This window comes from Acidovorax sp. (assembly GCF_046314175.1).
Taxonomy (GTDB): Bacteria; Pseudomonadota; Gammaproteobacteria; order Burkholderiales; family Burkholderiaceae_C; genus Acidovorax.
On sequence record NZ_JBKBXG010000150.1, the window covers coordinates 1 to 6,542 of the forward strand.

3 protein-coding genes and 2 pseudogenes are annotated in these 6,542 nt (G+C 61.8%); 4 read left to right on the forward strand and 1 reads right to left on the reverse strand.

Features of this window, described 5'->3' with window-relative positions:
* The 4 genes and pseudogenes from ACK4OE_RS24545 to ACK4OE_RS24560 all read left to right on the forward strand — a co-directional run.
* Window positions 1–439: pseudogene (locus ACK4OE_RS24545) on the forward strand (hypothetical protein); the annotation flags it as partial.
* A gap of 31 nt (window positions 440–470) precedes the next feature.
* Complete coding sequence (locus ACK4OE_RS24550; protein WP_409889008.1) at window positions 471–3,209, forward strand: hypothetical protein; 2,739 nt, start codon at window positions 471–473, stop codon at window positions 3,207–3,209.
* Between the two features lie 53 nt (window positions 3,210–3,262).
* The gene (locus tag ACK4OE_RS24555; RefSeq protein ID WP_409889010.1) at window positions 3,263–5,131 is read left to right on the forward strand and encodes a site-specific DNA-methyltransferase; all 1,869 of its coding nucleotides are present in this window, start codon (window positions 3,263–3,265) and stop codon (window positions 5,129–5,131) included.
* Window positions 5,132–5,160: 29 nt separating this feature from the next.
* Window positions 5,161–6,075, forward strand: coding sequence for a restriction endonuclease (locus ACK4OE_RS24560; protein WP_409889012.1), 915 nt, complete (start codon window positions 5,161–5,163; stop codon window positions 6,073–6,075).
* 249 nt (window positions 6,076–6,324) lie between these two features.
* Here the strand turns inward: ACK4OE_RS24560 and ACK4OE_RS24565 are convergent.
* Window positions 6,325–6,542: pseudogene (locus ACK4OE_RS24565) on the reverse strand (single-stranded-DNA-specific exonuclease RecJ); the annotation flags it as partial.

Consider the following 6,542-nt stretch of genomic DNA (forward strand, 5'->3'; position numbering starts at 1 on the left):
CCGAGCCAATGCCCACTTGTCACCCGCCTACGACATGCTCACCACCAGCGTGTACGCAGGCTTTCAGCACAACCCGCCCGCCATCGACTTCATGGGCAAACGCACCTGGGCGCCCGGCAAGAACCTGCAAAAGTTCATTGCCGCCACGTTTGGCATCCAGCCCAAAGAGCAACAGCACATGGTGCAAGCCATCAGCGACGCCGTGGCCGACGTGGCGCCCCGGGTGCGCCAGGCCATGGTGCTACACCCGGGGTTTGAAGACATCGGTAAACGCATGCTGATGGCGTGGGCCGAAGGCGTGCAGGGCCTGCGAGATGCGCGGGTGTATGCGGTGGGGGATTGGAACGCGGGGGAGGCGTTTGATGGGTTCTCCACGCCGCCCAAGCTGGTGAGTCCACAAGAAAAAATCGGCCGCTCGCCCTTGTTGGGCAAGCGGTGAAAATCATGAGTTCCGTAGAAACACAAAGCCAATGACGTATTTGTACCAAGCGCTTTCCCAGCGCGTAGACGCATGGCGCGCCGCCAACTATCCGTGCGACGGGTTTCCTGCCATCCGCGAGATCTTGGAATTTGCATTGGAGGAGGGCGAATCAGGCCAACTGCGCTACCTGCGCCGTGCGCAACTGCGCGCCCTGGAAACCTACTGGTATCTGCGCCTGGTGCTGGGCACCCCCAAGGTGCCCGAGCTGTACGAGCAACTGTTTGACGACCTGCCCGACCGCCTAGACGCCATGGGCGTCAACGAAAAGCTGTTCAAGGAAGCCAAGTACAACTACAACGCCTTGATCCAGCGGGTGCGCGAAGACAACCAGTTTGTGCGCGACAACCACCTCGAAAGTCTGCGCGAATCCCTCACGCTCGACTACGCCAGCTACATCCTGGCGCTGGCCATGGGCGCGGGCAAAACCATCCTGATGGGCTCCATCGTCGCCACCGAATTTGCCATGGCCATGGAATACCCCGAAGGCCCGTTCGTGCAAAACGCGCTCATCTTTGCGCCCGGCAAAACCATCCTGAGCGCGCTGCGAGAGCTGGCCGATGTGCCTTACGACAAGCTGCTGCCGCCCCGCATGCACAAGCCCTTTGCGGCCAGCCTCAAGCTCACCTTCACCCGTGATGGCGACAAGCAAATCCCCATCGTCTGGGGCAGTGCGTTCAACGTCATCATCACCAACACCGAAAAAATCCGCATCCAAAAGCCCAACGTGCGCGCCAACAGCCACCAAGCGCTTTTGTTCACGGGCACCAAGGTCGAAGAGCAAACTGAGCTGGCCAACTTGCGCCTGCAGGCCGTGGCCTCGTTGCCGCACCTGGCCGTGTTCTCAGACGAAGCCCACCACACCTACGGCCAAAAACTGCTGGGCAAGTGGGAAAAGGATAAGGAAACCGGCGAACTGGTGTTCAAGGACGACGGCATTAAAAAAGTGCGCCGCACCATCGACTACCTGGCCGCCGAGACCAACCTCGTCGTCGTCATCAACGCCACCGGCACGCCGTACTTTGAACGCCAGCCCCTGCGCGACGTGGTGGTGTGGTACGGGTTGGGCGAAGGCATTCGCGACGGTGTGTTGAAAGAGCTGGCCAACAACATCATGTTGTTGAACTTAGGCGACGGCGAGGCCAACACTTTGGTGGCCAAGGTGATTGAGGACTTTGTGCGCGATTACTGGGCCGTGCGCTTGCCGCCTGTGGGTGGCAACCCCGGCGCACCCGCACGCCTGGCCCTGTACTTTCCCAACATCGAAACACGCGACGAGCTGCGCGGTGCGGTGGAGTCGGCCCTGGCCCTGCGAGGCATTGGTACCGACACCATTTTGGCGGTGGACGGCAAGAGCAGCGAAGCCACGCGCCGCCAGTTTGAGGCCGTGGCTCGCAACCCCGAGGCCCCCGAGCGCGTGCTGCTGCTGGTCAACATGGGCACCGAGGGCTGGAACTGCCCCAGCCTGTTTGCCACCGCCTTGGTGCGCAAGCTGGCCAACAGCAACAACTTTGTGCTGCAAGCCGCCACCCGCTGCCTGCGCCAGGTGCCCGGCAACACCGTGCCCGCCCGCGTGTACCTGACCGACAGCAACAAAAAAACGCTCGAATCCCAACTGGCCGAAACCTACGGCACATCGCTCAAAGACCTGGGCGCCCAGCAGGCCGAACGGGTGGAGCGCGAAATCGTGCTGCACCGGCCGCACCTGCCGCCGCTGCTCATCAAAAAGCGTGTGCTGCGCTACCGCCGCAAGGTGGGCGACCCCGCCAGTACCGCGCCGCTGCACTTCACCGTCCCCACCGATGTGACCGCCCCCGCAGGCATCACGGTAGAAACCTTGACACCCGTGCAAACCGCATCGGGCAACACCACGCTGCAAAAGGTAGACGGCGGTGGTGACCAGCTGCCCGCCCCGCCGCCCGAGCTGGACGCCTACACCGCAGCCGCCGAGCTGGCCGCCAACTACCACCTGCCCACCGCCGAAGTGTTGGCCGCCCTGCGCCAAGCCTACGGTGCGGGCGCCGACGTGCCCAACTACCACCTCGACGCCCTGGGCCTGCAAATCGAGGCGCAGCGGGCGCAGTACGAAGCCCACTTTGAAGAAATCGACGTGGCCATTGCCTTGGTGAAGGCCGACGGCTTTGACCGCACTGAGCGCGGCGGCTGCACCGTGTACACCGCCCGCATCAGCTTTGCCAAAGACAAGGACAAGCTCTACCTCAGCGCCGCTGACACGGCAGATGCCGCCAACGCCGCGCATGCGCTGGCGCACAGCTTTCACTACGAGGGCTACAACTTCGACTCCCAGCCCGAGGCCGAGTTTTTGAAATGGGCGCTGACCCAGCTACAACAGGGGGGGCACCACATCGAAGGCGTGTGGTTTACCGGCGGCATCACCGACCCCGCCAAGACCGACCTGTACGCCGAATACCTGGGCGACGATGGCCGCTGGCACCGCTACACCCCTGACTTTGTGCTGCGCCGCGCCGATGGCAAGCACCTGGTGGTGGAGATCAAGCGCGACGGCTTCAGCCCCGACATCACCGCCGACATGGCCCGCCTGGGCCGGGGCGAAGCCCCGCAAACGCTGGAAGGCAAAAAAGCCGTGGCCCTGAAGCAGTGGGAGGGCCTGAACCCCGACAAGCTGGCCTACCACGTTATGTTTGCCGACGGCAGCGACCTGAAGCCCGAGGGCTACGCACAGGTGCGCGACTTCATTCGCGGCGCTTGAACGCCCGCTGCAGCCAGGCACCCGTACACCCGCGCACCCGAACACGACCCGACATGACCGAAAACACCCAAAAGCCCAAAGACGTCACCATCACCAAGGCCAAGGGCCGCCCCATGCTCACCTGGGTGGGCAAAAAGCCCCTGGCCCGCGTGCGCGCCTACCCGGCGCAGGCCATTGAGCGGTTTGACGCCACCAGCGGCCAGCACCAGACCCAAAGCGCAGCCCTGCACGCTGCCGACTGGAGCGACTGGCCCCAAGACCTGCCCCAGGGCGGCCTGCTCTACCACGGCGACAACAAAGACGTGCTGGCCCACCTGCTGGCCAACGGCTTTCGCGGCAAGGTCAAGCTCATCTACATCGACCCGCCGTTTGATAGCGGGGCCAACTATGTGCGCGAGGTGCAACTGCGCGGCGTCAAGGGTACAACGAAGATTGACGGTGAGGACTACACGCTGGGCGAGCAGGTGCAGTACACAGACATTTGGGCAAACGACAACTATCTGCAGTTCATGTATGAACGTTTGTTGATGCTCAAGGAGCTACTTGCCGAGGATGGTGTTCTATACCTTCATTGCGACTCATCCCGGAACAGTTACCTTCGGCTTATCCTCGACGAAGTTTTCGGGCCAGATCGATTCGTCAATGAAATCGTCTGGCACTACTACAACAAGATGCAAGGTAATGTTGGGCGATTCGCTTCGAATCATGATGTGATTCTTTCGTACAAAAACGGGGAGAAATTCAGCTTTACCACTCTCCGTGAAAAGCGAGACAAGCCAAAGACTCAGCAAAAGCGAGTTTGGGATCCTGAATCGAAGAGTCTTAAGCAGGCGCGAGATGAGCAAGGGAACTTGATTTATTACGAAGATACCGAGCGCACGATTGACGATGTTTGGCGTTTGCCGTATCTCATGCCAGCGGATCAGACAGAGAAACTGGATTACAGGACTCAGAAACCTGAGCGTGTAATCGAACGCATCGTGGAGTCCTCCTCAAAGCCAGGGGATCTCATCCTGGATTGTTTTGCTGGATCTGGTACTACCGCAGCCGTAGCACAACGTCTCGGACGCAGATGGATTTGCTGCGATATCAACAGAGGTGCAATCCAAACCACTGCCAAGCGCTTGCAGGACTTGATGCAGGCCCAGGCCGCAGCCGCACCGCGCCAGGGAGACTTAGCAGGCAATATTGACACCCCGCAGCGCCCCAGTCAGCTCGGCTTTGCCACCTACCGCGTCAACGACTACGACCTGCATATCCAGCACAACGAGGCGGTGGAGCTGGCCTGCCAGCACCTGGGTGTGGCGCGCACGCGCACCGATGCGTTTTTTGACGGTACGCAGGGTGGGCGGCTGGTGAAGATCGTGCCCTTTAACCACCCCCTGACCCCGCTGGACCTGGAGGCTGTGCGCGACGAGGTAAAAACCCGCCCCAGCGAAGAGCGCGATGTGATGGTGGTGTGCCTGGGCTGGCAGCTGGACGCCCGCGCCTGGGTGGACGCCTACAACCGCAACCGCCCGGTGAACAAGCTGCATGTGGTGGAGCTGCGCACCGACCGCAAGCTGGGCGGCATCATCAAACACGAACCCCTGGCAGTGCAGGCCAGCGCCCGGCGCGAGGGCGATCAACTGGTGGTGGAGGTGCAGGACGTGGTGTCGCCCACCATCATGCAGCGCCTGAACCTGGAGCAAGGCGTGTTCCGTGCGCAGATTACCGATTGGCGGGCGGTAGTGGACTGCATCTTGATCGACCCCGCGTACAACGGCCAGGTGTTCAACGTGGCCCTGGCCGATGTGCCCGAGCGCAAGCAAGACTTGGTGGCAGGCCGCTACGAGCTGCCCGCGCCGCTCGCAGGCAGCACCGTGGCGGTGAAAGTCATCGACATGCTGGGTGAGGAGCTGGTGGTGACGCTGTTGGTGTGAGACGAACACGAGTTAAACGGAGGCAATGAATGGCTGAAATCACCCGCCGCCGCACCGGCGAACTGTTGCGCGAGCTGTTCAAGCTTTTGATGGCCGCGCCTGAAGGCTTGCAGGCCAGTGCGGCCTTGGCTGCACTGGCGGAGCGCGTGACGTTGACCCCCTACGAAGCAGACAACTACGAATCTGGCGGGCGGCGCTTTGACAAGATTGTGCGGTTTGCCACGGTGGACTGTGTGAAGGCCGGTTGGCTGGTCAAGGAAAAGGGCATTTGGACCATCACTGACGAGGGCCGCAAGGCCCATGCCGAGCTGACTGACCCAGAGGCTTTTTACCGCCGCGCTTGCAAGCTGTATGCCGAGTGGAAGGCGGCGCAGCCCGATGCAGATGCTGCCCCATCGCCCAGCACCTCGCCAGACCCTGACCCACTGGCCCAAGACAACACCGCCAAGGCCGTGAGCATTACGTTTGAAGAGGCCGAGGAGCACGCCTGGGCCGAGATTGCGCAGTACCTGCGCAATATGCCGCCCTATGAGTTTCAGGAGCTGGTGGCCGACCTGCTGCGGGCCATGGGCTATTACGTGAGCTGGGTGTCGCCGCCGGGCAAGGATGGCGGCATTGACATCCTGGCCCAGCCGGATGTGCTGGGCACCCGGCCGCCGCGCATCAAGGTGCAGGTGAAGCGGCAAAAGGAGGCTGTCAGTGTGGATGGCTTGCGCTCGTTCATGGCGCTGCTGGGCGATAGCGATGTGGGGCTGTTTGTGTGCACGGGCGGCTTTACCAAGGATGCTGCTACCGAGGCGCGCACTCAGGAGAAGCGCCGCATCACGCTGATTGGGCTTGATACCTTGTTTGACCTGTGGGTGGAGCACTACGGCAAGCTGACGGACCAGGCCCGGCGGCGGTTGCCGCTGCGGCCTATTCAGTTTTTGTCACCGCAGGGGTGAGGGTGTTTGAGCAAGCATTTACTTTTGCTACTGAAAGCGTAGCTGCTTGCGCTTGACTATCAAGCGCTAGAGGCCAATTTGGCTTGATAAGTGGCAGCCGGAGGCAGGTCGTTGGCCTGGAGTCTGTCGAAGGGGCTGTTCGTGCACAGTGCCTGGCTTCGACAGGCTCAGCCCGAACGGACGGGGGGGTGCATCTGCGACAGGTCGCAATCAGGCGGCTTGGCCCCTGATTTCGGCGGCGACTCCGACCTACAGCTGCGCCCCTTCCACCAAAAACTGCACCTTGCGCTCGCCTTTCCACTCGTTCACATCAAGCCGAAAGGCCAGAAGCACGCGCGCGGGCAGTTGCTCGGTGTGGCCGAACCAGATGGCGTCCACCGGGTTGCCCTGGTGCATGAGCTTGATCGACAGGTGATTTTTGGATTCGCCCACCAGGCGCTGGCTCACGATCTGCACTTCCTCGCTGA